General features: G+C 59.6%; 25 protein-coding genes. 16 read left to right on the top strand and 9 right to left on the bottom strand.

The genetic code is table 11. From position 1 onward, the window contains the following. Window positions 1-9 precede the first annotated feature (9 nt). Entirely contained in the window at window positions 10-486 is a 477-nt protein-coding gene (locus BLU28_RS13990; RefSeq protein ID WP_022563383.1) for a cupredoxin domain-containing protein, read from the top strand. Window positions 487-509: 23 nt separating this feature from the next. Next, window positions 510-794: a copper-binding protein gene (locus BLU28_RS13985; RefSeq protein WP_022563382.1), complete on the top strand. Its 285-nt coding sequence runs from the start codon at window positions 510-512 to the stop codon at window positions 792-794. An 86-nt stretch (window positions 795-880) separates the two neighbouring features. On the opposite strand, the gene BLU28_RS13980 is transcribed toward BLU28_RS13985, so the two are convergent. Next, entirely contained in the window at window positions 881-1,591 is a 711-nt protein-coding gene (locus BLU28_RS13980) for a phosphatase PAP2 family protein (RefSeq protein WP_234704085.1), read from the bottom strand. A gap of 298 nt (window positions 1,592-1,889) precedes the next feature. Between BLU28_RS13980 and BLU28_RS13975 the strand changes: the two genes are divergently transcribed. Together BLU28_RS13975 and BLU28_RS13970 are read left to right on the top strand one after the other, a co-directional pair. Continuing rightward, window positions 1,890-2,588, top strand: a complete 699-nt coding sequence (locus tag BLU28_RS13975) for a response regulator (protein WP_004437520.1) — start codon at window positions 1,890-1,892, stop codon at window positions 2,586-2,588. Next, entirely contained in the window at window positions 2,585-3,742 is a 1,158-nt protein-coding gene (locus BLU28_RS13970) for an ATP-binding protein (RefSeq protein ID WP_022563380.1), read from the top strand. The genes BLU28_RS13975 and BLU28_RS13970 overlap by 4 nt, the downstream gene beginning before the upstream one ends. 8 nt (window positions 3,743-3,750) lie before the next feature. Here BLU28_RS13970 and BLU28_RS13965 read toward each other — a convergent pair whose 3' ends face one another. Beyond that, the gene (locus BLU28_RS13965) at window positions 3,751-5,229 is read right to left on the bottom strand and encodes an MFS transporter (protein ID WP_374709507.1); all 1,479 of its coding nucleotides are present in this window, start codon (window positions 5,227-5,229) and stop codon (window positions 3,751-3,753) included. A gap of 170 nt (window positions 5,230-5,399) precedes the next feature. Here BLU28_RS13965 and BLU28_RS13960 point away from each other — a divergent pair, with 170 nt between their 5' ends. Then, the gene (locus BLU28_RS13960; protein ID WP_004437510.1) at window positions 5,400-6,251 is read left to right on the top strand and encodes a LysR family transcriptional regulator; all 852 of its coding nucleotides are present in this window, start codon (window positions 5,400-5,402) and stop codon (window positions 6,249-6,251) included. A 119-nt stretch (window positions 6,252-6,370) separates the two neighbouring features. Beyond that, complete coding sequence (locus tag BLU28_RS13955) at window positions 6,371-7,153, top strand: pyrroline-5-carboxylate reductase (protein ID WP_022563378.1); 783 nt, start codon at window positions 6,371-6,373, stop codon at window positions 7,151-7,153. Window positions 7,154-7,201: 48 nt separating this feature from the next. Here the strand turns inward: BLU28_RS13955 and BLU28_RS13950 are convergent, their stop codons facing one another. The 6 genes from BLU28_RS13950 to BLU28_RS13925 form a co-directional block, all read right to left on the bottom strand. After that, the gene (locus BLU28_RS13950) at window positions 7,202-8,800 is read right to left on the bottom strand and encodes an MFS transporter (RefSeq protein ID WP_022563377.1); all 1,599 of its coding nucleotides are present in this window, start codon (window positions 8,798-8,800) and stop codon (window positions 7,202-7,204) included. Next, entirely contained in the window at window positions 8,797-9,237 is a 441-nt protein-coding gene (locus BLU28_RS13945; RefSeq protein ID WP_004437503.1) for a DoxX family protein, read from the bottom strand. Before BLU28_RS13945 ends, BLU28_RS13950 begins: the two co-directional genes overlap by 4 nt. A gap of 203 nt (window positions 9,238-9,440) precedes the next feature. Beyond that, complete coding sequence (locus tag BLU28_RS13940; protein ID WP_004437500.1) at window positions 9,441-11,423, bottom strand: amidohydrolase; 1,983 nt, start codon at window positions 11,421-11,423, stop codon at window positions 9,441-9,443. Continuing rightward, window positions 11,423-11,713 carry a XapX domain-containing protein gene (locus tag BLU28_RS13935; RefSeq protein WP_034500179.1) on the bottom strand — a complete coding sequence of 97 codons (291 nt, stop codon included), beginning with the start codon at window positions 11,711-11,713 and terminating at the stop codon, window positions 11,423-11,425. The genes BLU28_RS13940 and BLU28_RS13935 overlap by 1 nt, the downstream gene beginning before the upstream one ends. A 73-nt stretch (window positions 11,714-11,786) precedes the next feature. Continuing rightward, window positions 11,787-12,476, bottom strand: a complete 690-nt coding sequence (locus BLU28_RS13930; RefSeq protein WP_004437494.1) for a hydrolase — start codon at window positions 12,474-12,476, stop codon at window positions 11,787-11,789. Between the two features lie 140 nt (window positions 12,477-12,616). Then, the gene (locus BLU28_RS13925) at window positions 12,617-13,549 is read right to left on the bottom strand and encodes a ring-cleaving dioxygenase (protein ID WP_006699975.1); all 933 of its coding nucleotides are present in this window, start codon (window positions 13,547-13,549) and stop codon (window positions 12,617-12,619) included. A gap of 119 nt (window positions 13,550-13,668) precedes the next feature. Between BLU28_RS13925 and BLU28_RS13920 the strand changes: the two genes are divergently transcribed. The 3 genes from BLU28_RS13920 to BLU28_RS13910 all read left to right on the top strand — a co-directional run bounded on the left by BLU28_RS13920 (window position 13,669) and on the right by BLU28_RS13910 (window position 15,854). Further along, window positions 13,669-14,568 (top strand): LysR family transcriptional regulator, encoded by a 900-nt coding sequence (locus tag BLU28_RS13920; RefSeq protein WP_004437488.1) that lies wholly within the window; start codon window positions 13,669-13,671, stop codon window positions 14,566-14,568. Between the two features lie 195 nt (window positions 14,569-14,763). Further along, complete coding sequence (locus BLU28_RS13915; RefSeq protein WP_022563374.1) at window positions 14,764-15,387, top strand: TetR/AcrR family transcriptional regulator; 624 nt, start codon at window positions 14,764-14,766, stop codon at window positions 15,385-15,387. A gap of 23 nt (window positions 15,388-15,410) precedes the next feature. Next, a complete protein-coding gene (locus BLU28_RS13910; protein ID WP_022563373.1) occupies window positions 15,411-15,854 on the top strand; it encodes an SRPBCC family protein in 444 nt (147 codons plus the stop codon). Window positions 15,855-16,070: 216 nt separating this feature from the next. On the opposite strand, the gene BLU28_RS13905 is transcribed toward BLU28_RS13910, so the two are convergent. Then, window positions 16,071-16,538: an Lrp/AsnC family transcriptional regulator gene (locus tag BLU28_RS13905; RefSeq protein ID WP_006699972.1), complete on the bottom strand. Its 468-nt coding sequence runs from the start codon at window positions 16,536-16,538 to the stop codon at window positions 16,071-16,073. 121 nt (window positions 16,539-16,659) lie between these two features. Between BLU28_RS13905 and BLU28_RS13900 the strand changes: the two genes are divergently transcribed. The 7 genes from BLU28_RS13900 (at window position 16,660) to doeB (ending at window position 25,464) form a co-directional block, all read left to right on the top strand. Beyond that, window positions 16,660-18,138, top strand: coding sequence for an NAD-dependent succinate-semialdehyde dehydrogenase (locus BLU28_RS13900; protein ID WP_022563372.1), 1,479 nt, complete (start codon window positions 16,660-16,662; stop codon window positions 18,136-18,138). 13 nt (window positions 18,139-18,151) lie between these two features. Then, window positions 18,152-19,555: an aspartate aminotransferase family protein gene (locus tag BLU28_RS13895; protein WP_022563371.1), complete on the top strand. Its 1,404-nt coding sequence runs from the start codon at window positions 18,152-18,154 to the stop codon at window positions 19,553-19,555. A 169-nt stretch (window positions 19,556-19,724) separates the two neighbouring features. Beyond that, window positions 19,725-21,173, top strand: a complete 1,449-nt coding sequence (ehuR, locus tag BLU28_RS13890) for a MocR-like ectoine utilization transcription factor EhuR (RefSeq protein ID WP_022563370.1) — start codon at window positions 19,725-19,727, stop codon at window positions 21,171-21,173. Between the two features lie 68 nt (window positions 21,174-21,241). Further along, window positions 21,242-22,261: a hydroxyectoine utilization dehydratase EutB gene (gene eutB, locus BLU28_RS13885; RefSeq protein WP_077987896.1), complete on the top strand. Its 1,020-nt coding sequence runs from the start codon at window positions 21,242-21,244 to the stop codon at window positions 22,259-22,261. Then, a complete protein-coding gene (gene eutC / locus BLU28_RS13880) occupies window positions 22,258-23,271 on the top strand; it encodes an ectoine utilization protein EutC (RefSeq protein WP_022563368.1) in 1,014 nt (337 codons plus the stop codon). The genes eutB and eutC overlap by 4 nt, the downstream gene beginning before the upstream one ends. Continuing rightward, window positions 23,268-24,446, top strand: coding sequence for an ectoine hydrolase DoeA (doeA, locus tag BLU28_RS13875; protein ID WP_022563367.1), 1,179 nt, complete (start codon window positions 23,268-23,270; stop codon window positions 24,444-24,446). The genes eutC and doeA overlap by 4 nt, the downstream gene beginning before the upstream one ends. A gap of 4 nt (window positions 24,447-24,450) precedes the next feature. Next, on the top strand, window positions 24,451-25,464 hold the full coding sequence (doeB, locus tag BLU28_RS13870) for a N(2)-acetyl-L-2,4-diaminobutanoate deacetylase DoeB (RefSeq protein WP_022563366.1): 1,014 nt from the start codon (window positions 24,451-24,453) through the stop codon (window positions 25,462-25,464). The last annotated feature ends 18 nt before the right edge of the window (window positions 25,465-25,482 follow it).

Below are 25,482 nucleotides of genomic sequence, written 5' to 3'. Positions count from 1 at the left end.
AACAATGACATGACCAGACTGAAAATTGCACTGCTTCTCACCACTCTTGCCACGCCAGCGCTCGCATCCGGCACCCACGGCGGCGGCCATGAAGCGATGGCGGTGGGCGAACCGGGCGACAAGGCAAAGGTGACCCAGACCATTCAGGTGACGATGAAAGAGACACCCGATGGCAAGATGCTGTTCACGCCCGCCAAATTCGAATTCAGGAAGGGCAAGACGGTTCGCTTCGCTGTCAAGAATGCCGGCGAGCTGGACCATGAATTCATCATGGACGAGCAGAAAGCCAATCTGGAGCACAAGGCTGCAATGGCCAAGGTGCCGGAGATGGAACACGACAACCCGAATGCTATCACCCTCGCGCCGGGAGAAAGCGGCGAAATCATCTGGAAATTCACCAATGACGGCATGTTCGAATTCGCCTGCCTGAAACCCGGACATTACGAGGCCGGCATGCGCGGCGATCTCAAAGTATCCGCCAAGTAACCCACGACCGAAGGAATCTCACCATGAAGACCGTCATTAAGATCACCGTCGCAGCCGCACTTCTACTCACCGCTCCATTCAGCGCATTTGCAGAGGAATTCACCAAGGGAACAGTCAAGAAAGTCGATGCTGCCGCCAAGAAGGTCACGATCATCCATGAAGAACTGAAGAACCTCGACATGCCAGCCATGACCATGGTGTTCCGCGTCAAGGACGATGCGATGCTCGGCAAGCTCAAGGAAGGCGCCAATATCGAGTTCATCGCCGAACGCGCCGACGGCAAGCTTGTCGTCGCAAAGGTGAAATAAGGCTGCCATCATCTGCGCAGAAGAAACGGAAGGGGCAGCGGTTTCCGCTGCCCTTTTGATATTAGCGGTCGGATGCCCGACGGGCGTTATTGTTCGGCAAACGGTCTTGTTTCGGCGGAGCGCCGCGCACCATCGCTCTTGCGCGAAAAAGTCGCGTCGATCGCACGCCGATTGTTGATGAACGGCCGATGGAGCAGTAGAAATACCGCAAACATCAAAGGCCATGCAATCAGGACATCCGAGAGGAAATGAGCTCCCATCGCCACCCTGTTCAGGGAGAAAATCACGATGAACGGCGTCAATATCGCGGTGCCGATCAGGCGAAATTTCCCTGGCAGGAGAATGATGAAGGCCAGAAGGGCGATTGCGGAAGCGCTTTCACCGGAAGGAAAAGAGCAGTTTCGGGTGCAGCTGCCACCGAGGGAAAGAACCGGTGTAAAAACCAGCTCTCCCCCGAACTCTGCGAGATGCCGCGGCCTTGCCCTGCCGAACAGGTTTTTCAGGGCATGCACCGCAGCGCCCGGTCCCAGAGCAAAAAAGACGATAATAAGCAGCAGCCTGTGTGGTGGAAAAAGCCGTGGCAAGCCGCGCGAGAAGGGCATTACGACAAGCATGCACACAAGTCCGGACAGCAAGACCCAGGGAAGCCTGCGGTTCAGATCGCGAACGGAAATCAGGAACTCGTCCTCGCCGAGTGTGAAACCTTCCGCCCAGAATTGCCGGCTTACTTCAAGATCGATATCCGGCCTGATCGTAAAGACAATCATCATCGCAAGGGCGACCAGAAGAGCCAGCACAAAGGGACTGCCGGAGGCACGCGCAAATGCCTGACGAACGACAGAAATAAAGTTGACACGAAATTTCGACCGTTGGGTCAAACGCCGCTTTTTGGGGTGGGTTTTATGGGTGAGAGACTGGTGCATGGCCAGTTCTCTCCCGCAGAAATGTCAAGGCTCTGCGGAGAAAGACACAAGAGCGTATGGAAAGGAGTGCCGGTGGCATCCATTCGGGCACAGCGGCTCTTGCCCGATGTTCCGCATCCGCTTAGCGTCCCGGCGCTGCCACGGCCGACACCAGTACATTTGCGGATTGAGTATGGACAAAGGACTAATTCTAATCGTCGAAGACGACCCCGATATTATTCAGATCCTGGACGCCTATCTCGTTCGCGAAGGATACAGAACCGTCAGAGCCAGCGACGGAGAAACGGCGCTGACCCATTTCTCCATGTTGAGACCTGATCTGGTTCTCCTCGACATTCGCCTGCCGAAATTCGACGGCATCGAGGTTTTGAACCGCATCCGGCGGGAACGGGAGACGCCTGTCATCATGGTCACATCTCTCGCCGAGGACATGGACAAGCTGACGGGCCTTCGCCTCGGCGCTGACGACTACATCGTCAAACCTTTCAATCCGCATGAATTGATCGCGCGGGTGAATGCCGTGCTGAAACGCACGCGGCAACCGGGCTCTGGCGGGGTTTTACGCTTCGGGCCCATTGAGGTAGACACCGAAGCCTATGTCGCAGCCGTCTGCAACGACGGTCAGCGGGCCGTTCTGCCGCTCACGCTGAGCGAGTTCAGGATCCTCGCCCATATGGCGCGTCGTCCCACCCACGCCTTTCAGCGTGCCGATATTCTTGACGCCTGCCTGCCGGAAAGCGATGCGCTGGCGCGCACCATCGACACACACATTGCCAATCTGCGCAAAAAACTGACGGACCATGGCGCCTGCGGTTATCTCGTCTCGGTGCGCAGCATCGGTTATCGGCTGGCAGGGGAGCAAAAACCATGAAGCCTTGGCGGCTCCGCCTGCGGACGATGACGGCGATCACGATCACTACAATGCTCATCTTTGCGGTTGCGTTGGTCTATTTCGGCGTTTCCTGGTATGCGGACAATATTCAGGAGCGCATGATCGCCCAGCTATCGCCGGATGCCTCCAAGGCCTTCTCGGATATAGACCGGGGTGTGATGCCGGACCAGCGTCAGCTTGAGGCCCTTGTCAGGGTTTTGCCGGGCCTCGAGGACGAGGCCGATAACGAGCTTATCAAATCCGTGTTCATTTTCGGATTGCTCGGTGTCTTTCTCTGCAGCTTGCTTGGTTACTTCATCTCTCGGCGCATTGCGGCACCTCTAGGCGAACTTGCCGATGCAGCGCGGCGCATGGCGACCGGCAACTTCAGCGGAGGAGCAGAGATCAGGGGGAGCCACATCGCAGAGGTCGCATTTCTCGTCGACAGTTTCGAGAGCTTGATCCGGGAACTTCAGATGATGGAGCACCGGTTGAAGTTCAACACGATGGCGGTAGCCCATGAACTGCGCACCCCGCTCACGATCCTGCAGGGCCGTTTGCACGGCATTGCCGATGATCTCTTTCCCCTCGACAAGGAAGCCATTCGCCACCTCATCGTCCATGTGGAGGGGCTGGCACGTCTCGTGGATGATTTGCGCACGCTTTCTCTGGCCGAAACCAACAGCCTCGTCAAAGACACCGAGCCACTTGATCTTGCCGCCGAATGCGCGGCCGTGGCGGAGGCGGCACGGCCGCTCATGAACGAAGCAGGCATTGATCTCGAGATGTCGCTGGAGGCAGCATCAGTTTGCGGCGACCGTCAACGCCTTCGGCAGCTGCTGCTGATCCTGATGGACAATGTGCGCCGCTACGCGGCGAGCGGCGGATTTATGCGTTGTTCGACCGGGCTTCAGGACGGGCGCGCCTTCGTCTCGATCGAGGATAAAGGGCCGGGCTTCCCCGCCGGCGTCGAGGCGCACGGCATCGAACTCTTCTGGCGGATGGAACCGTCACGCGCGCGTAAGACCGGCGGGACAGGTCTCGGCCTGTCCATTGCCCGCGCAATCGCACAGGCGCATGACAGCGATCTGCAGATAAAGGCGCGCCCGGACGGCGGAACGATCGTGACCGTCATTTTCCGGGAGGCATCCTGAACTCCAGCCTAGTCATGGGCAGGCTTTCGCGCCGGCCCGAAGATCATGAAGCTGATGGCGGCGAGTAGCCATACACTGATGCCGGCATAAAGCATGACCAGGCCGAACCCATCCGCAAGCGCCCGGTGGACAAGCTCTTCCGAAACGCCCTGCGCCGAGGCGCCAGCAGTTCCCGCGGCGATCTTTTCCGCCAGCGACTGCACATGAGACACATCCGCCCCGATCGGCAGGTTCGCCCGAAGCGAAGCCCCCACGCCCTCGACCAGAATAAAGCCCATGATCGGAATGTTGATGGCAAGCGAGATCATGCGTGCGCTCATGTCGATGCCCGAAGCCATGCCCGAACGGGCGGGCGAAACCGCGCCCGTGGTCGTGTTGGTAACGGGGGTATTGGTAAGTCCGAGCCCCATTCCGGCGAGGATGCAGCCGGGCAGCATTGTAAGCCAGTTCGCCTCTTCGATACCGCTTCCCAGCTTCATCAGCATGAAGCCGAGGCCGATGGTGAACAGTCCTGCCGGAATGACGAGGCGGGGTTGGTAGCGCAGCGACAGGCGTTCCGCCAGAGGCGGGACCACCAAGGCTGGCAGCGTATAGGCAAGCAGGCCGAGCCCGGCGGTGACGCTGTCATAACCGAGGCCAGCCTGAAACCAGATCGGCAGATAGATCATGAACGGCCAGAAGCTGATATTCATCGCGGCCGAACCGATGATCGCCCCGGAAAAAGGCCGGATGCGGAACACTGAGAAGTCGAACATCGGTCTTGAACTAAGCTTTTCGGCAATCAGGAAGGCGATGAAGCTCGCAGCCGAGGCGCCAAGGATCAGAAGCGCCGCCGGGCTCGCAAAACCAAGCTCGGGTCCCTGTGTGATGAAAAAGGCAAGGCAAAAAACGGACAGCGAAAGCGTGGCCATGCCGGCGATATCCAGACGTGCCGCCTCCGGGTCACGCGATTCTCTCACACCGCCCGAAGCAAGCAGCCACGTCACGATGGCGAGCGCTACGTGAACGAGGAAAACCCATTCCCAGCTCCACAGCGCAACAATGGCACCACCGATGATCGGGCCGAAACCGAGCCCAACGCCAGAGATGATTCCCCACCAGCCGAAGGCCATGCCGCGCTCCCGCGCCGTACGGAACTGGTGCGACAGAATGGCGATCTGGCACACCAGCATCGCTCCTCCGCTCAAGCCCTGAAAGAAGCGCGCGCCGATCAGCACCGGAACATTCTGCGTCATTCCGCAGGCAAGAGAAGACAGGGCAAAGGCAGCAATACTGGCAATAAAGACACGTTTGCGGCCGAAGCGGTCGGCCAGCGCACCGGTTGCCATCAGCACCATGGTCACGCCGATGGTATAGGCATTCATGATCCACTGGAGTTGCCGGAAATCCGCGTGCAGTACCTGTTCCAGTGTCGGCAGGATCGCAGGAACGCTGGAGATTTCCAGTCCGAACATAAGAGCGGAGAGACAAACGGCAGCGAGCGCCATGGCGCTTCTGCTGCCCGTTTGTTCGGTAATAACAAGGGTCATTCTTCAGCCTTTCTTGGCTCGGCTCGCAACTGTGAAACCGATCTACGAGGCGACAGGCTAGACAAAGCTTGACCATAACTGAATTGGATGATTGGCTATTTCAGAGACAACAAATTGGAATAGTCGACATGAGCACGCTGGATGTGGAGGCCGTCGAAGCCTTCGTTACCATCGCCGATATGCAGAGCTTCACCCGCGCGGCCGAAGCGCTCGGCACCACCCAGGGCGCGATCAGCGTCAAGCTCAAGCGATTGGAAGACAGGCTGGGCCAGCGGCTGCTCGAACGCACACCGCGTTCGGTGCGGCTATCCGCGCAGGGTGCAGTGTTTTTGGCGCCCGCCCGCGAGTTTCTCGCCGCACACGATCGCGCATTGGCAGGCCTTTCCTCACCGCGCCGTCGTTTTGGCCTCGGCATTGCCGCCCACGTGGCAGGACCGGAGGTGCCAACCCTTCTGGCCCGCCTCAACGACCATGATCCGGGCCTGACGATTGAAGTGCGGATGGACCATTCGCGCTCCCTGCTCGACGCGTTCGACCGTGGGGAAATCGATGCGGCCATCATCAGACGCGAGGACGACCGGCGCGACGGCGAGGTTCTCGGACCGGAGCATTTCGGCTGGTATGCAACCCCGCAATTCGAACATCGTCAGGGTGAACCGTTGCGGCTTGCGGCACTGTCTCCCGCCTGTGGCGTGCGTGATATAGCCACCCGCGCCCTGGACGGGGCTGGCATAGCCTGGACGGAGGTTTTCCTCGGCGGCACATCGTCCATGGTAACCGCGGCCGTTTCGGCGGGACTTGCGATTTCCGCCTTCTCCTCCCGTCTTGCCCCACCCGGCACCGTGGAGGTGAGCCAGCGTTTTGGGCTGCCTTCCCTGCCTTCCACCGAAATCATCATGTTCTCGACCCTGACGGACAGCAGATCGCGTGAGGCGTTGCGAACGCTCGCTGCCGCTTTTCGCGAGCATCGGCCGACCTAAGTGCCGTGGCGTCACAGATGGCCCGACCGCCTGTCGACATTTACCGGTGGAAAATCTAGCATCGCGCCAAACTGGAAGGACCGACCATCTCTCGATCCAGCCGCCACAGTGGAGTATTCATGTCCCTGCCCCAAAAAATCGGTTTTATCGGAACAGGCGCCATCACCGACGCGATGGTACGCGGCCTGCTTGCCAGACCCGCCGCCGTACCACATGTCATGGTGTCCCAGCGCAGCGCGGATGTTTCGGCTGAACTGGCTGCCGATTTTTCGCAGGTGATCGTCTCAAGCGACAATCAGGCGATCGTCGATGGCTGCGATACCGTCATGCTGGCAATCCGTCCCCAGATCGCCGAGGAGGTCATCCGGCCGCTACGGTTCAGGGACGAACAGAAAGTCATCAGCGTCGTGGCTGCGACCAGCCGGGAAGCCCTTCTCGACTGGATCGATGCGGATGTACATCTCACCCAGGCGATCCCGTTGCCCTTCGTCGCACGCCGCAAAGGCGTCACCGCCATTTATCCCGCCGATAGGGACACGACAGCAATCTTCAACGTGCTCGGTAATGCGGTGGAATGCGAGACCAAGGCCGAATACGACCTTCTGGCCGCCGGAAGCGCTCTGATGGCTACTTATTTTGGCATCATGCAGACGGCAACGGAATGGTTGGCCGAAAACGGACTGCCGGAAGAAAAGGCGCGCGCCTATCTTGCACCCCTCTTTGGCGGCCTCTCCGAGGTGGCGGTGTTGGCCGGAAGCAAGGCGGATTTTAACGAGATCAGCCGCGAATTCGCCACCAAAGGCGGCCTCAACGAACAGGTGCTAAAAGACTTCGATGGCAAAGGCGGTTCAAAGGCCTTGAAAGATGCATTGAGCCGCGTGCTCGAGCGGATTGCGCGATAGCAGCCGGTGCAACGGTAGGAACAAAAGGGGCCTTTCGGCCCCTTTTGTTTATGCCTTGCCCGGACGGTTGATCGTCAGGAAGTGGCGCACGACAGGCTTTTCCAGCCCGGAATGATAAGCCAGCACCTTGCCCTGCAAATCTGCATCGGCATTGGAGACCCGCTTGTGCTGGCGAAGATGTTCCGCCCAGGATTCCACCATGAACCATTCGACGAGCTTCTGCGGATCGGCGGAGTCTTCCGTGACACCCCAGCCATAGGCGCCATCGCGGCGACGTTCCTGGGAAAGCTCGTCGAGTGCATGCAGGAAAGCGGAGCGGTGATGCTTTTCGACATTATATTCGATCAGGATCAGAACCGGGCCGCGATCATGGGCCACCGGCTCGGCAACGAGCGGTTCCGGCCAATGGTTTGATGGCACCATATCCGCATCACCCGCAGGCAGTTTCAGGCGGTGCATGACAAGGCCCGCAACCAGCAGTCCCGCAGCACCGATCAGCAATGCACCCGGCACACCTGTGGCTTCACCAACAGCACCCCAGCCAAGGCTGCCGGCTGTCATCGCGCCGTTGAAGACGGTGAGATAGACAGCAAGGCCACGGCCACGCACCCAGTTTGGCAGAACTGCCTGGGCGGCCCCGTTCAGCGTCGTTAGAGCGGTGATCCATGCGCCGCCGAGGAACAGCAGGACGATGATGGCAAGCCACTTCGGCGGTGCGAGTGAAAGCGCGGCCATGACGAGTGCGGTAATGACGGCAGCACCGAGAAGCAGGGCATCTGCATCGAAACGTTCGCGCAGCTTCGGCATGACCAGCGCGCCGCCGATGGCGCCAGCGCCGACAGCACCGAGCAGGATACCGTAGAAGCTGGCGTCTCCGCCGAGCAATTGCCGGGCAACCAGGGGCAGCAGCGCCCAGACGGCGCTGGCGAAAGCGAAGAAGATCGCGGCCCGTAGCAGCACGACATGAAGCGGCTTGCTGGCACGGGTGTAACGAAGGCCCGCCCGGAAAGCGCCGAGGAAACCTTCGGCCAGCGCATCGTCAGCGTTCTTTACCCGTGGCCACCACAAAAGGGCGGCGATGACGACGAAGTAACTGGCGACATCGGCGCCATAGGTAAAGGCCGCGCCGAAGGCCGCAAGCAGGATGCCGCCAGCAGCCGGACCTATGGAACGGGCGATATTGATGCCGAGCGAGTTCAGAGCCACGGCGCTCTTGATATCCTCGCGCTTCACCAGCTCCGGCACGATGGCCTGCCAGGTCGGTCCCATCAGCGCCGCACCGATACCGCCGAGGAAGGTGAGACCGATCAGGGCGCTGACGGACAAAAGGCCGGTGTGCGCAAGAACCATGAGGGTGACGCTGACAGAGGCCAGCAACAGCTGAACTGCGATCAGGAACTTGCGGCGGTCGAGAATATCGGTCAGCACGCCGGCCGGGATCGCCAGAAGAAAGATCGGCAGGGTTCCAGCGGCCTGCACCATGGCGACAGCCGCCGGAGAGGCCGAAAGATCGGTCATCAACCAGGAACTCGCGACATCACGCATGAAGCTGCCGGTATTGCCCAGCACCGTCGCGGCCCAGAGCACGGCGAAGACCGGTTGTGCAAGCGGAGCAAAACTGCTTGCGGAGGATTTTGCGGCGCTCATTTGCCCGTTCCTTTCGTGAGATCGATTGCAGCGACGACGACAAATGCGCCAGCGAGACCTAGATGTTCAAAGAAGGCATTGGTGGCCATCATGCGGTCCATGCCCGGCGCCATTTCCCAGAAGCGGAGAGCAATGAAGGTGGCGACAAGAGTGAAGCCCGCCAGTGCCAGAGCTCCGGCCCAGCGCAGGAAGCCCGACACGACCAGAGCGGAGGCGGTAAGTTCGAACAGGATGACGACCACGGCGAATGCGGCCGCCGGCTGAAGGCCAAAATGGTTCATCTCGGCAATCGCCCCGGGAAAGTCGAAAATCTTCGTCAGCGGTCCCTGAATATAGGCCGAGCAAAGCGCCAGAAGCGCAAGGGTTTTTGTGGCGGGTGCGGCAACGATATCCGCAAGGAAGACCCGAAGGCGAAGGGTTGAAGACGGCTCAGTCATAATGTGCTCCTACTGGCCGTTCGGTTCGAGCGGCGCTGGCGTTCATCTGATGGAGCGATATTGGCGCAAAGGATTACCGCCAACAATTGCATCAATAGTTTCGATATAATTGCGTAATTTGTAATATTCTTTTATCGGCTATTGGTCGTATCCCACGGGCGGCACATGCGCCGCCCGTGGGTGAGTTTCTTTGCCGATGAGGCTTATACCGCCCAGCAGGAGCAGCCCAGGGCACCGAAGAAGCCTTTGAGATCGGCAATCGGCAGCTTCGATGTCCAGGCACCGGCATGGTCGTGACCATGCACACCGCAATCGCTGGCGCAGCCGCAGGTGGAGATGGCCGTGCGGCGCAGCGAGCGGGCGCCGGCGCCATCCGGTTCACCCCAGGCGGCGTAGCCGCCGAACTTGCGCACTGGCGACCAGTCTGGCATGGCCGGCGGAATATTGCTCTCGTCCAGTGCCTTGAAGTCACCGGCGCCATAGACGACCTTGCCACCCACCATCGTCAGTTCCGAGGTAAGGAAGGAGATTTCATCCTCCGCACAGGAGAAGAAGTCCTTGTCCGGCACCACGAGATCGGCGAACTGGCCTTTCTCGATGCGGCCCTTCTTGCCTTCTTCATTCGAGAACCAGGTGACTTTTTCCGTCCACATGCGCAGCGCCGTTTCGCGGTCGAGGCAATTGGCGCGCGGGTAAAGCTGCATGCCGCCAACGGTCTTGCCGGTCACCATCCAGAAGAGCGACACCCACGGATTGTAGGAGGCGACGCGCGTTGCATCCGTTCCGGCCGAAACGTTCACACCCTTATCGAGCATGCGCCGGATCGGTGGTGTGGCTTCGGCCACGCCCTGGCCATAACGCTCGACGAAATATTCGCCCTGATAGGCCATGCGGTGCTGGGTGGCGATGCCACCGCCAAGCGCGGCGATACGGTCGATGGAGCGGTCAGAAATGGTTTCAGCATGGTCGAAGAACCAGTTAAGCCCTTCGAGCGGGATATCACGATTGACCTTTTCGAAGACATCCAGCGCCCGCGAAATGGTCTCGTCATAGGTGGCATGCAGACGCCAGGGCCAGCGGTTTTCCGCCAGAATCCGGACAACATCTTCAAGTTCGCCTTCCATCTCCGGCGGCATATCGGGCCGCGGCTGACGGAAATCCTCGAAATCGGCCGCGGAAAAGACCAGCATTTCACCCGCACCATTGTGCCGGAAATAATCGTTGCCCTGCTTGTATTTGACCGATTGCGTCCAGTTGAGGAAGTCTTCCTTTTCCTGTTTCGGCTTCTGCGTGAAGAGGTTGTAGGCCAGCCGAACGGTCATCTGGTTCTCATCTGACAGCTTCTGGATCACCTCGTAATCATCCGGATAATTCTGGAAGCCGCCGCCGGCATCGATCACGCCGGTCACACCCAGCCGGTTCAGTTCGCGCATGAAATGGCGGGTGGAATTGACCTGATAGTCGAGCGGCAGTTTCGGCCCCTTGGCAAGCGTCGAATAGAGAATGCCGGCATTCGGCTTGGCGAGCAGCAGGCCGGTGGGATTGCCGTTGGCATCACGGGTGATCTCGCCGCCGGGCGGGTTCGGCGTGTCCTTGGTATAACCGACGGCACGCAGCGCCGCGCCGTTCAGCAGCGCCCTGTCGTAAAGATGCAGAAGGAAGACCGGCGTATCCGGCGCGACCGCATTGATCTCCTCGATGGTCGGCAGGCGCTTTTCGACGAATTGGTGCTCTGTGAAACCACCGACGACGCGCACCCATTGCGGGGCTGGCGTTATCGCGACTTGGCGTTTGAGCATGTCCATGGCATCGGCAAGCGAGCGCACGCCGTCCCAGCGCAGTTCCATATTGAAGTTCAGGCCCCCACGCACGACGTGGGTGTGGTTGTCGATCAGGCCCGGCAGAACCCGCTTGCCCCTCAGGTCGATGATCTTCGTTTCCGGCCCGGCAAGGGCCATGACCTCGGTATCGCTTCCCACCTCCAGAAACAGACCATCCTTGATGGCGACTGCCGTTGCATTCGGATTGCCACGATCAAGTGTCGTGACGCGGCCATTGTGAAGGATGGTATCTGGATGCATGGACGAAGCTCCGCTCTTGATGGGATCAGCGGCCTTAGCCGGTGAAAACAGATTCGGAAAGGCGAGACTGGATGCCGCGCCGAGGAAAGTGCGTCGTGTTGGCATCAGCTTCTCTCCCTCTCGATGGGTGCGGTGCCCTTGGCAATATCTACCTTTTCGACACCACCCTTGGGCATATGACCGAACATGTGCGGCTTGATCTGGTTGAACCACGAAACGGCGGCCGGTTCCCTGTCTATGATCGTTCTTGCGAAAGGGATGATCTGTTCTCCGACCAGGATGCCCAGCAGACCGACCAATGCAATGACGGGCGGCGCGGGCGAACGAACATTGAGCAGGCTGTAAACGATGCCGACGAGCAGGCCGGCGCCAAGCGACAGAAGATAGACTTTCATGGAAACCTCCTTTGGGTGGATGAAGCCGCGCCGGCCGGGATATTGATCCCGCCGGCGCGTCAGGGTTGAAAGCTTATTTCGCGGGGTTGGGGCCGATGCGCTTGCCGTGCTTGACGCGCTCAGCACCGCCATGAACATGCGTGACCGCATAATCGATGCCCATGCCGTAAGCGCCTGAATGTTCCTTCACCAGCGAGGTGACGGCGTCATAGGTTTCCTTGCGCGCCCAGTCGCGCTGCCATTCCAGCAGCACCTGCTGCCAGGTGACGGGGATGACGCCCGCCTGCACCATGCGGTCCATGGCATATTTATGCGCATCGACAGAAGTGCCGCCAGATGCATCCGCCACCATGTAGATTTCGTAATCGGCGACATCATGCAACGCCGAAAGAGCGAAGGTGGTGTTGCACACTTCCGTCCAGAGGCCGGAAACAACGATCTTCTTGCGACCGTTGGCGGCATTCTTCGCCAGGGCATCGCGGACATTCTGGTCATCCCAGGAATTCATCGAGGTACGCTCGAGGATGTCGTTTTCCGGGAATACTGCCAGCAGTTCCGGGAAGGTGTTGCCGGAGAAGCTTTCCGTTTCAACCGTGGTGATGGTCGTCGGAATGTTGAAGATCTTTGCCGCCTTGGCGAGGCCGACGACATTGTTCTTCAGGGTCTGGCGATCGATCGACTGCACACCGAAAGCCATCTGCGGCTGCTGGTCGATGAAGATGATCTGGCTGTTGGCGGGAGTAAGGACTTCAAGCTTCGACATCGTGGTTCTCCGTTCAGGTGATGATTGCCGATCGACGGCGGTGAAATTGACAAGGCTTCGCCGGCCGGCTGCCCGGCAGGGGCAGCCGCCTTGAAAGCGTGGATATGATTTCTTCAGTGGATGCGGATCAACGACCCGCTTTATGCCGCAAGGGGAGCGAGGTTCGCCTCGATCTGATTGCGGAAAGGCTCATAACGGCTTGGCAGCTTGAGCGCTTCGCCCAGATGCGCGGTATCCTCGTCGCGATCGAAACCGGGTTCGTTGGTGGCGATTTCGAACAGGATACCGCCCGGCGTGCGGAAATAGATCGCCCAAAAGTAATCGCGGTCGATGACAGGGGTGACCTGATAGCCGGTGTCCATCAGCGCCTTGCGCACGTCCAGCTGCTTTTGACGGTTTTCAACCGCGAAAGCGATGTGATGAACCGAACCGGCTCCCGGACGGGCAAAGGGCGTCTTTGGCAGTGTGGCGAGATCAATCGTATCGGCGCCGTTGCCGCCGGGAATGACGAAGCGGGTTACATCGCCTTCTGCATCGGCGCGCTCATATCCCATGAAGCGAAGCAGTTCCTCGGTCGCCGCCGTATCATTCAGATTGAAGCGCGCGCCGGTAAAGCCGCGTATGGCGTTGTCTTCGGAGATGCCCTCGGCAAGCCATGGAGCGCGGGCATCGTTATCCGTTTCGATCAGCGCGAGTCCATCGCCATCCGGACCGGTAAAACGCAGGCGCTGTGCACCGAAGACCGTATCGGCCTGAAGGCCGGCGGCACCTTTCGTAATGAGACGATCTTTCCAGAAGCCGAGCGAACCCTTGGGAACGGAAAACTGCGTCTCGCCTACTTCGCCGACGCCCGGACGGCCGGCCATCATGTTGGCGAAGGGAAAATACGTCATGACCGTGCCCGGGGTTCCCTTTTCGTCACCGTAATAAAGGTGATAGACGCTTGGCTCGTCGAAGTTGACGGTTTTCTTGACCCGGCGCAGGCCGAGCGTATCGGTGAAGAAGCTGTTGTTCTGCCGCGCATCCGACGCCATCGAGGTAACGTGGTGCAGGCCCTTGATATCCTTGATCATCGTCGGCGCCTTTCGCTGTTGGTATGCCCGTTTCGATGGAGAAAGATGTAACCCGCTTGATTGCATCGCGGAATTGCAATATTTTTCTCGAATGAATTGCGATTTTTGAAATAATAGAGATGAACGATCACAAAGCTCTCAAAACCTTCCTGATGGCGGCCGAAAAGCGCAACTTCGCGCAGGTGGCCCGTGAACTCGGCATGACGGCAGCGGCCGTCACCCGTGCGATTGCAGCACTTGAAGATGATCTCGGCGTGCAATTATTCGTCCGGACCACCCGTCAGGTATCGCTCACGACGGACGGGGCCGTCTTCGCCGCACAGATTCAGCCGGCGGTCGAGGCTTTGGAGAACGCCCGGCGCGATGTTCGCAACGCCCACAAGGCCGACGAGGGACGCCTGAGGATCAGCGCGCCGACATGGCTCGGCAAAACGGTGCTGCCGCCGATCCTGTCGGGCTTCCGGGAACTCTATCCGAAAATGTGCTTCGAGATTTCGTTATCGGACGGCCTGGTCAATATCGTGGATGATGACTACGATCTGGCGATCCGTATCTCGTCCGCCCCATCGGACAAATTCACCATATGGCGCAAGATCAGGGCTGTGCCGCGCATATTGGTGGCGGCTCCGGGCAGCCGGTTCGCGCAGATGAAACACCCCGCTGAACTGACGCCTGACGATTGCCTTGCCTACAGCGGCGAGAGCCGTCGGGAGAATTGGGTTCTGTCAGATGGCGGGTCAAGTATCACGATAACGGCAGGTCGTGCCTTCAGCGCCAATAGCGGCGAGGTTCTGGCCGATATGGCTGCGGATGGCGCAGGGGTCGCCTTGCTGCCGGGCTTCAACATCGCACAGCATATCCACAGTGGCCGCCTCGTCCATGTCCTGCCCGGCTGGTCGCCGCCGGAACTCTGGCTGACACTCTATTATCCGCCCTATCAGGCCCTGCCGCCCCGCATCGCAACTTTCTCGAAATTTTTCGAAGAACAGTTACCAGCCTACATGGTGGCGCTGGAGTAGAACTGCCCGGATCTGCGCATTAATGACGGCGCGGGAGCGGCGCGCTCCCTCGCGGGATCCGTAAACGCGCCTTCTGTTATGCGCCATCCTGCCCAACAATATTGGACCGCGAAGTCACCGGGACAACACACCAGTAAAATTCCGCTTGATTAAATACCGACTAGTCTGTATTTAATCAAGCAAGGGAGATTTGATGTGGCAAGGAAACAGAACCCATTGACCAGGCCGGGCCTGCTGGAGGCGGCATTTACCGTGATCCGGACGAAAGGTTACGCCGCGACGACAGTTGACGATGTCTGCGCCAAGGCCGAGCTGTCCAAAGGTGCATTCTTTCACCATTTCTCCAGCAAGGAGGAAATGGCGGTCGCGGCTGCCCAGCACTGGTCGGAGGTAACCGGTGCCGTGTTCGAAACCGCGTCCTATCACGATGCCGCTGATCCACTGGAGCGACTGCTGAACTATGTCGCCTTCCGCAAGCAGTTGATACAGGGCGAATTGCCGGATTTTACCTGCTTTGTCGGCACCATGGCGCAGGAGGTTTACGAGACCAGCGAGGCGATCCGGCAAGCGTGCTGGAATAGCATTTCAGGCCACGCCGAAACACTTGTCAGCGATATCGAAGCAGCCCTGGATCAATACAGGATAACAGAGACATTTACGGCGGAAAGTCTTGCCCTGCACATTCAAGCCGTCATCCAGGGCGCCTTCATTCTGGCAAAAGCGAGCGGGAATCCGCAGCAAGCCGTCGAAAGCCTCGACCATCTTCACCGCTATATCCGGCTGCTGTTCAGCCCGACAATGATCGACCACGTTGAATGACAACGCATCAACAGGAGGAAACCATGCCAAGCGTCATTCGTCTACATCGCGTCTTCGCAACGAAACCCGAAAAGCTCTATCGCGCTTTCATCGAACCGGATGCGATTTCAAGCTGGCTCCCGCCATTCGGGTTCACCTGTACCGTTCATGAACTGAATGCGAAGGTCGGCGGCAATCACCGGATGTCTTTCCGAAATTTCACGACGGGCGACAGTCATTCCTTTGGCGGGACCTATGTTGAACTCGTGCCCGGAGAGCGCCTTGTCTACACGGACCGCTTCGACGATCCCAACCTGCCTGGCGAAATGAAAGTCACGGTGAACATGAAGGCAGTGGCATCCGGCACCGAAGTGAATATCGAACAGGAGGGCGTGCCGGATATCATTCCGGCTGATGCGTGTTATCTCGGCTGGCAGGAGTCACTGCGCAAGCTTGCCAAGCTCGTGGAGCCCGAAATCACGCAATAGCGCGCGACAATGTTCCAAATTGCGAGCGCATGATCTGCCTGCGCAGGCTTACATGAACTCGCAGTTCCCGGAGGCTCCGGATCTGTCATCGCACGGATATCCGGACCTCCTTCCTTTCCCGCTGCTTGGGCGGGGTCTTGCAGCCCGTCCAGAACTAGAACGACCGTACAAAAGGCGGAAGTCCCGACACAGACATGTTAGCAGGCCTCTGGCCGGTCAGTCTTCGATAGGAAAGGCGAATCCGGCCTTCACGCGGTCCATGACGACCATTGTCTTGAACCCTTTAATGTCGTGGTTTTCATAAAAGAAGCGGCGGGTGAAGGCCTCGTAGTCCTCCATGTCCTTTGCCGTGATTACCAGAATGAAATCGGCATCACCGGTGACATAATAGCCGATCATGACTTCGCGCGTCGCACGGATCGCCGCCTTGAAGCGATCGACGATGTCCGCGCGCTCCCGTTCCAGCGACACGAGGACAATCATGGTGATGCCCCGTCCCACGGCTTTGGGCGAGATAATCGCCACATCCGCCTCGATCACTCCCTCCTCCCGTAATCGCTTGAGCCGCCTCTGGCAGGCCGTCGGCGAGAGATTGACGATCCGCGCAAGCTCCTCCGACGTCAGACGGTTGTTCTTTTGCACGGCGTCAAGCAGCGCCCTGTCGGCTCGATCAATATTGGTCATGCAGAATTCCTGCGTACTTGGGTAAAAATTAGCATTATTTCTGCGTCAAGCAGGAAATAAATGCCGGAGATCGATCATGCAGCGACGCTAAGCTCCACGCAAATGAAAATGGAGCATATTCATGAAAGGTATTGCCAGCGCCGCGTTGAAGAACCTTCGCCGGCCCGATCTGATCGAGCATCGCGCCTTTTTGGGCGGGGTATGGGTGGAGCGCAGCGAGAGGCTGAGCGTTATCGACCCAGCAGGCGGCGGCCATCTCGTGGATGTGACCGCCTGCTCTCTCGATGATGTCGATTCCGCCATAGAGGCCGCCAGCGCAGCCTTCCTTCACTGGCGCGAGACGCTGCCGGTAGAACGCGGCGACATCCTGCGGAGCTGGGGCAGAATGATGCGCGACAATGCGCGCGATCTCGCCATTATCATCAGCGCCGAGCAGGGCAAGCCGCTGGAAGAATCGCAGGGGGAAATTTCCTACGCGGCCAATTTTCTCGACTGGTTCGCAAGCGAAGGCGAGCGATCCTATGGCGAGACAATACCGAGCCACCTGAAAGGTGGCAATCTCTCCGTACGGATGCAGCCGATCGGCGTAACGGCAGCGATCACGCCATGGAACTTCCCGTCAGCCATGATAGCCCGCAAGGCAGGAGCGGCCCTTGCCGCCGGTTGCACCATGATCGTCAAGCCGGCACCCGAAACTCCGCTCTCGGCGCTGGCTCTGGCAAAACTTGCGGAGGAGGCAGGCATGCCGGCCGGCGTATTGCAGGTACTGCCCGGTGAAGCCGCGCCTCTGGCGCGTCGTCTTCTGGAGCATACCGATGTGCGGGCGTTCTCCTTCACTGGCTCGACGGAGGTCGGGCGGCTGCTCCTTACCCAGTCGGCGGCAACCGTCAAGAAAGCTTCGCTGGAGCTGGGTGGTCATGCACCCTTCATTGTATTTGGGGATTCTGATCTTTCTCAAGCGGTGGCGGGGTGCATCAGCGCCAAATTCGCTACATCTGGCCAGGACTGCCTGGCGGCAAATCGCATCTATGTTCAGCGAACGCTCTATGACCGCTTCATCGATCGGTTTGCCGACGCAACTTCCAGACTGACCGTTGGCCACGGCCTTGAACCGGGCATCGACATTGGGCCGATGACACGGCCGTTGGTCGCCGAAAAGTGCCGTCAGCAGATCGCACAGGCGCTTTCCGCCGGCGCGCGCCTCGTCTGCGGCGGGCAGGACAGTCCGCTCGGCGGCAATTTCGTAACGCCAACCGTGCTGGCTGATGTGACTGAAGACATGCTGATCGCACGTGAGGAAACCTTCGGGCCTGTGGCCGCCATCCTTCCCTTCGATGACGAGAATGAGGTCGTCCGCCGCGCCAATGCTACCGAGATGGGGCTTGCGGCCTATGTCTACACCAACGATCTGGGCCGGGCGATGCGCCTGACCGACCAGCTGGAATACGGCATGGTTGCCGTCAATACGCCGAAATTCACCGGTGCGCCAATTCCCTTCGGCGGCTGGAAACAATCCGGCCTCGGTCGCGAAGGCTCGCGCCACGGCCTGATGGAATATCTTGAACCCAAATATGTCTGCTTCGGCAATCTGGCTGCCTGAAAGGAACCCGCCTATGACCATCGACATCAAAAATATCGCGGAAATGGATCGAAATGCGGTTCTGCACCCCTTCACGCAGCTGAAGGACTTCGCCAGCGGCAAGCTCGGGGAACCGACCATCGTTGAAACCGGCAAGGGCATCCGCATTCAGGACGCCCACGGCAAGCAGTTGATCGATGGCTTTGCCGGTCTTTATTGCGTCAATGTCGGTTACGGTCGCACCGAGGTGGCGGAAGCCATTTCCCGTCAGGCCTATCGGCTCGCCTATTATCATTCCTACGCCGCTCACACGACGGACGAACTGGCGATCCTGTCCGACCGGCTGGTGAAGATGGCTCCCGGCAAGATGAGCAAGGTGTTTTACGGCATGTCCGGCTCGGACGCCAACGAGACCCAGGCCAAGCTCGTCTGGTATTACAACAATCTGCGCGGCAAACCGGAGAAGAAGAAGATCATTTCCCGCGAGCGGGGATATCACGGCTGCAGCGTCGTTTCCGGTTCCATGACCGGCATGAGCTTTTATCATGACCACATGGACCTGCCGCGCGCTGGCGTGCTGCATACCGGCGTCCCCCACCATTATTGGGGCGCTGAAGCCGGTGAAACTGAACTGGAATTCTCAAAACGGCGCGCCGACGAACTGGAAGAGCTCATTCTGCGCGAAGGCCCCGACACAATCGGTGCCTTTATTGCTGAACCGGTGCTTGGCACGGGGGGTATCACGCCGCCGCCGGAAGGCTACTGGCCGGCGATACAGGATGTTCTCAGAAAATACGATGTCCTGTTGATCGCCGATGAGGTGATTACCGGCTTCGGGCGTACAGGCTCCATGTTCGGCTCACAACATTACGGCATCGAGCCGGATCTGATCACCGTCGCCAAAGGGCTGACATCAGCCTATTTCCCGCTCTCCGGCGCGATCGTAGGAGAGAAAGTCTACAAGGTGATGGAGGACGGCGCTGATCGCGTCGGCGCCTTCTCGCACGGCTACACCTATTCCGGACATCCCATCGGTGCGGCTGCGGCAAACGCCGTGCTTGATATCGTGGAAAAGGAAGACCTGCCGGGCAATGCACGGGCCGTCGGCAACTATTTTCAGGAGCAGTTGAAGGCAAGGTTCGCACAGCTTCCAATCGTCGGCGAGGTGCGTGGCGTGGGCCTGATGGGCGCCATCGAATTCGTGGCGGACCGGGAAAAGAAGACACGTTTTGCACCGGGGCTTGCGGTTGGTGCACGCGTTTCGAAGGCAGCACGCAATGGCGGCCTTATTGCGCGGGCCATGCCGCATGGCGATATTCTGGGCTTTGCACCGCCGCTCGTGACGACGAAGGCGGAGGTGGACGAGATCATCGCCATCGCCGAAGCCGCCGTCCGCAGCGTCATGGATGATCTGGTCCAGGCTGGCGAAAAAATCTGATCACCAGCCAGGCTTTTACCGGACCGGGAACTGCTCGTCTGGACAGCAGGGAGATGACAATTGCGCCTGTTTTGGATGCAATTGTCATCTACGCTGCATAAGGCTTCATCTTTTCACCGAACCGTGCATAATGTCATGAAATCATCTTCGTCTAAAACGAGACAATTTCATGCGCCGTCAAGCCAATCCGCTCAGCCTCGATCCGGTTCCCGCAACGAAACCGGTGGCATGGCGGCCAGTTCTCGCCAAGCAGAAGGGCGAAACTAAACATTCGGCACTGACCGAACGCATCATCGCCGATATCGACGCCGGCGTTCTGAAGCCGATGGACCGCATGCCGACGCACCGCGATCTGGCGCGTGAACTCGGACTGTCTGTCCAGACCGTCAGCCTCTCCTACAAGGAGGCCGAGCGGCTCGGCTATCTCAGCGGCGAAATCGGCCGAGGCACCTTCGTGAAGACACGGGTGACGGACCGGGCGGGCCGCATGATGCTCGACCACAGCCCGACTGAGGTCCTCGATCTCTCCATTATCCGCGGCGTCTATCTCGACGAGCATGAAAACGCCTCACGCGCCATCCTTCGTGAATTGGCCGATGGCGACAATTCGGGTTTCATGCGCCCCTGCCGGCCGGTGGCCGGCCTCGACAGCCATCGCGAAACCGCCCGAACCTGGCTCACCATGATGGGCGTGACCGCCGGTGCGGAGCGTATCCTCGTCACTAACGGCGCAGCCCACGGCATTTTCCTTGCCCTGAGCTGCATCATTCGATCGAACGACGTGGTTCTCTGCGAGAACCTCACGGACCACGGCATTATCGGCCTGTCGAACATTCTCGGTTTCAGCCTCAAGGGCCTGCCCACGGATGGCGAGGGCATATTGCCCGATGCGCTGGAGGCCGCGTGCGCAGCCGGTGGTGTGCGAGCGCTGGTGCTCATTCCGACCCTCAACAATCCCACCGGACATGTGTCGGGCCCGGCGCGACGGCAGGCGATCGCCGCGATCGCTGAACGCTATGGCATCTTCGTCATTGAAGACGAAGTCTATCGGCCGATCATCGAGGATGATTTGCCATCCATCACTGAAATGCTGCCTGATCTCGGCTTTTTCGTCACCAGCTTCACCAAAGCGGTCCTGACGGGGCTGCGCGTCGGCTATCTTGTCGTGCCGCCAGCCTACTCCATCCGCGCCGCGTCCATCCTGCGGGTATCGAGCTGGAGCGGAACCTATCTCACGGCCGAAATAGCGACGCGCTGGGTCGAAAACGGCACTGCCTTGCGGCTGCTGGATGTGCAGCGCGCCGAGGCACGGGCGCGGCAGAAAATTGCCGTGGATATCCTAGGCCAGCATATCGCCTCGACCCATCCCCTTTCCTTCTGCGCCTGGCTGAAGGTCCCGACGCGCTGGACGGAGGACGGCCTGGTGCGCGCGCTGACGAACCAGAATGTCGCGGTAACCCCATCAGAACCATTCATTGCCGGACCCGGCCACGGCGGCGGCATCCGCATATGCCTCGGCGGCCGCCTCAATCATGCAACCCTTATCAAAGCTCTGACCACGGTGCGGCAGACCTTCGAACAACTGCCGCCCGTCTACGATATCGGCTCGATCGGCTGAGGCTGTCGATCGAAAATCATTGAATCATTACAATATAATAATTGACATGATTTTACTTCGCTCACAACATGACAATCATGAAGAGCGAAACCCCGTCCATATCCGCCGAAAAAAGCCCGCTTCCGGTCTCGCTGGCCGCGATAGAGCAGGCGGCCGCGCGGCTTGCCGGACAGGTGGAGCGAACCCCGCTGGTCCGCTCGGACAATCTGTCCGAACGCTGTGGCCATCCCGTTCATCTGAAGCTTGAAACCCGTCAACCAATCGGCGCCTTCAAACTGCGCGGCGCGATGAATGCCATATTCTCGCTTGACGATGAGGCGCGCAAACGTGGCCTCGTCACCGCCTCGACAGGCAATCATGGCCGGGCGGTGGCCTATGCGGCAGAGAAACTCGGCATTCCCGCCACCATCTGCATGTCGGCGCTAGTGCCGACAAACAAGGTGGAGGCAATCCGCGCGCTTGGCGCCGACATCCGGATCGTCGGCAGATCACAGGATGACGCGCAGGAGGAAGTGGAGCGCCTGACCAGAAGCCATGGCCTGACCGCTATACCTCCGTTCGATCATAGCGACGTCGTGGCGGGCCAAGGCACGATTGGTCTCGAGGTTGTCGAGGACATGCCTGAACTGGCGACAATTCTCGTTCCGCTATCAGGCGGAGGCCTTGCGGGCGGTATCGCCGTTGCGGTGAAAGCGTTGAAGCCGAGGGCGCGGGTCGTCGGTATTTCCATGGAGCGGGGTGCGGCCATGCATGCGTCGGTTAAAGCCGGTCGCCCCGTCTCGGTCCAGGAGGAAGAAACGCTGGCGGATTCGCTCGGCGGCGGGATTGGACTGGCGAACCGTGTGACCTTTGCACTTTGCCAGGCATTGCTTGATGACATCGTGCTGGTTTCCGAAGACGAGATCGCAGCAGGCATCCGCCATGCGGCGCACGAGGAAGGCCTGACAGTGGAAGGCGCGGGCGCCGTTGGCTTCGCCGCCATCCTGTCGGGCAAGGTCAACATCAGCGGCCCGACCACGATCATCGTATCGGGCGGAAACATCGATCCGGCGCTCCACAAGACCATCATCGACAGGGGAGCCGCATGAGCCGCATCACCATCCTCACCGAAAAAGACCTGCGCGCCATCGTTAAGCTCGACCTTTCCGCGGTCAACTGCGTGGAGCAGGCCTTGGGCGCCCTTGCCACCAAAGCTGTCGCCATGCCGCCGATCCTCCGGCTCGATATTCCCGAATTTCGCGGCGAAGTGGATGTTAAGACTGCCTATGTGCCGGGTTTCGACGGCTTTGCCATCAAGGTCAGCCCCGGCTTCTTCGACAATCCGAGCCTTGGGCTACCGAGCCTCAATGGCCTGATGATCCTCTTCAGCGCGAGGACCGGGCTGGTGGAGGCCCTGCTTCTCGACAACGGTTATCTCACCGATGTGCGCACCGCTGCGGCTGGCGCAGTTGCGGCGCGGCACATGGCGCGAAAGGACGCGTCCGTCGCAACGATTTTCGGGGCGGGCATGCAGGCGCGTCTGCAGCTTGAGGCGTTGACGCTGGTACGCCCGATCAAATCCGTCCGGATCTGGGCTCGGAACCATGACAAGGCTGAAAAGCTCGCAAACGATTTTACCAGGGAACACGGCATCGAAGTTTCCGCGGTGGCCGATCCCCAGGCGGCCGTGCGGCGCGCAGACATCATCGTCACCACGACACCGGCCGAAAAGCCAATCCTGCTCGCCGACTGGCTGGAAGAAGGCCAGCATCTGACCGCGATGGGATCGGATGCCGAGCACAAGAACGAAATCGATCCGGCCGTATTCGCCAGAGTGCGCTATGTCGCGGACAGGCTTACGCAGACCCGCATTCTCGGCGAATTGCATCACGCGATTGCCGCGGGTTACGTCGAGCGGGATCAGTCCTTCGCGGAGCTTGGAGAGGTGATTGCCGGCAAGTCACAGGGCCGCCTCTCGAACGAAGACATCACCTTTGCCGATCTGACCGGCACCGGCGTGCAGGACACAGCCATCGCCAATCTCGCCTTTGCCCGCGCCAAAGACGCAGGCAGCGGACAAATCATCGAAAACAGCGTAAAAATGGGAGACGCAGCGTGAGTGTAACGCTGAACTTTACGCGCGAGGAATATGCCGCGCGCCTGGCTAAAACCCGGAAAGCCATGGAAAGTGCCGGTATCGACCTGCTTGTCGTCACCGACCCGTCCAACATGCATTGGCTGACGGGTTATGACGGCTGGTCCTTCTACGTCCACCAATGTGTGCTCGTGCCGCCTGATGGTGAGCCGATCTGGTACGGTCGCAAGCAGGATGCGAATGGAGCCAAGCGCACGGCATACCTCGCCCATGACAATATCATCGGCTATCCCGATCACTATGTTCAATCGACCGAACGGCACCCGATGGACCTGTTGTCTGAGATCATCGAGGAACGGGGCTGGTCAGGCCTGGCGGTCGGTGTCGAAATGGACAATTATTATTTCTCGGCAGCAGCCTTCGCATCGCTGCAGAAACATCTGCCAAACGCACGTTTCAAGGACGCCGCCGGCCTCGTGAACTGGCAGCGTGCTGTCAAAAGCCCGACCGAGCTCGACTATATGCGCAAGGCCGGCAAGATCGTCGAACTGATGCACAAGCGTATCGTCGACGTCGTTGAACCGGGTATGCGCAAGTGCGATCTCGTGGCAGAGATATACGATGCCGGCATTCGGGGCACCGCAGAATTCGGCGGCGACTATCCCGCCATCGTGCCGCTCCTTCCTTCCGGTGCCGACGCCTCCGCCCCGCACCTGACGTGGGACGACAAGCCAATGCGCTCAGGCGAAGGCACCTTCTTCGAAATCGCCGGCGCGTACCGTCGTTATCATTGCCCGCTGTCACGCACTGTCTTTCTCGGCAAACCGACACAGGCATTCCTTGACGCAGAGAAAGCAACGCTCGAGGGCATGGAGGCCGGTCTTTCCGCAGCCAAGCCCGGCAATACCTGCGAAGACATCGCCAATGCCTTTTTTGCCGTGTTGAAAAAATACGGGATCATCAAGGACAACCGCACCGGCTATCCGATCGGACTTTCTTATCCGCCTGATTGGGGCGAGCGGACCATGAGCCTTCGCCCCGGCGACCGCACGGAGCTGAAACCCGGCATGACGTTCCATTTCATGACCGGCCTGTGGCTGGAGGACATGGGGCTCGAAATCACCGAGAGCATCGCGATTACCGACACCGGTGTCGAATGCCTTTCCAATGTACCGCGGCAACTCTTCGTGAAGGGCTGAGACGATGTTGAAGACCGCGCTTCGCCCCTCCCCGATCACGCCCTCCGTCGATTTCTACGGCAAGGGCGTGCAACACGGTCATCTGCGGCTGCCCTACAGCCGCGATGACAGTGCCTGGGGCTCGGTGATGATCCCGATCTGCGTTATCGCCAATGGTGAGGGGCCGACCGCCCTTTTGACCGGCGCTAATCACGGCGATGAATATGAGGGGCCGGCGGCGCTTTTCGAACTCGCCCAGACGCTCGACCCGGCCGAAGTGAAAGGCCGCATCATCATTGTCCCAGCGCTCAACTACCCGGCCTTTCGCGCAGGTACACGCACCTCACCCATCGACCGGGGAAACCTCAATCGCAGCTTTCCCGGTCGCCCTGACGGTACCGTGACGGAGAAGATTGCCGACTACGTCACCCGTCATCTGATACCGCTCGCGGATATCGTTCTCGATTTTCATTCCGGCGGCAGGACGCTTGATTTCCTGCCCTATGCAGCGGCTCACGAGTTGCCCGATAAAACTCAGGAAAGCCGTTGCTTTGATGCCGTGGCCGCTTTTGCTGCCCCCTATTCGATGAAGATGCTGGAAATCGACGCCGTCGGCATGCTGGACACGACCGTCGAGGAAATGGGCAAGGTCTTTGTCACCACCGAACTCGGCGGCGCCGGCACGGCGAGCGCGAAATCGATCGATATCGCCCGCAGGGGCACCATCAATCTGCTGCGACATGCAGGCATATTGGCCGGTTCGCCCGTTGCCGCGCCAAGCCGTTGGCTGGATATGCCCTCCAGCGACTGCTTCACCTTTGCCGAAGACGACGGTCTCGTAGCCTTTGTCCGCGATCTGGGAGACGCGGTCACGGTTGGTGAGACAATCGCACGGGTTTATCCCATCGGGAAAACCGGCCTCGCACCGGTCGATTACCGCGCCTCCATGTCAGGGCTGCTTGCCGCGCGCCACGTACCCGGCCTCATCAAGGCTGGAGACTGCCTTTCCGTCATCGCCACGGTCACGGAGAATACCTAGCCACCAGAACACCGTGAG

Source organism: Agrobacterium pusense (assembly GCF_900102105.1).
GTDB lineage: Bacteria > Pseudomonadota > Alphaproteobacteria > Rhizobiales > Rhizobiaceae > Agrobacterium > Agrobacterium pusense.
Note: the sequence above shows the minus strand (reverse complement) of the source record. Positions and strands in the feature narration are given on the sequence as shown.